The 609-nt window shown below is 62.9% G+C and carries 1 protein-coding gene; it reads left to right on the top strand.

What is annotated here, in order from left to right; translation table 11 throughout:
• Window positions 1-139: 139 nt before the first annotated feature.
• The coding region (locus GY725_22825; GenBank protein ID MCP4007024.1) for a hypothetical protein at window positions 140-609 on the top strand (470 nt) is incomplete at its 3' end.

A 609-nucleotide genomic window follows, 5' to 3' on the forward strand; every position in this document is an offset into this window, starting at 1 on the left:
GCTTGCGCATGGCCTGCTTGCCGACGCCCGATCGTAATCGGTTGCGGTTTCCATACACTGCGGCGCGTGCCTCCACATCGCCGTGCCAGCGCAAAAATCCGTTGGCGGGTGTGGGCTCTGCGATGCGCGTCTTCCATGACTGAAGTTCACCGAGCAGGGTGAGATCGTGCTCCGGGTGAAGGCTGCACGTTGCGATGATCATAGCGATAGCCTGCGCTTGGAATTCGGGGTCCGGGATACGGGTCCCGGCATCTCGCCTGCGGAAATCGGACGGCTCTTCCAATCGTTCACGCAGCTCGATGTTTCCCGGGCCCGTCAAGCCGGCGGGACCGGACTCGGATTGGCCATCAGCAAACAGCTTTGTGAGCTCATGGGGGGCGAAATTGCGGTCGAAAGCGAGATCGCGCGCGGCACCGAGTTCTCGTTTTGGGTGCTGCTCCTGGAGGACGGGGGCTCATCGAAGGCGACTCGCTCCCCCCAACTCCTCGATGGGCAGCGAGCGCTGGTTGCCCATGAGAACCAGAGGGCCTGCTTTGCCATCGCCAGGCAGCTACAGCGTCTGGGGGCCGAGGTTACAACCTGCAATTCGGTGGCCGCGGTCATGGACCA

This window comes from bacterium (assembly GCA_024226335.1).
Classification (GTDB): domain Bacteria; phylum Myxococcota_A; class UBA9160; order SZUA-336; family SZUA-336; genus JAAELY01.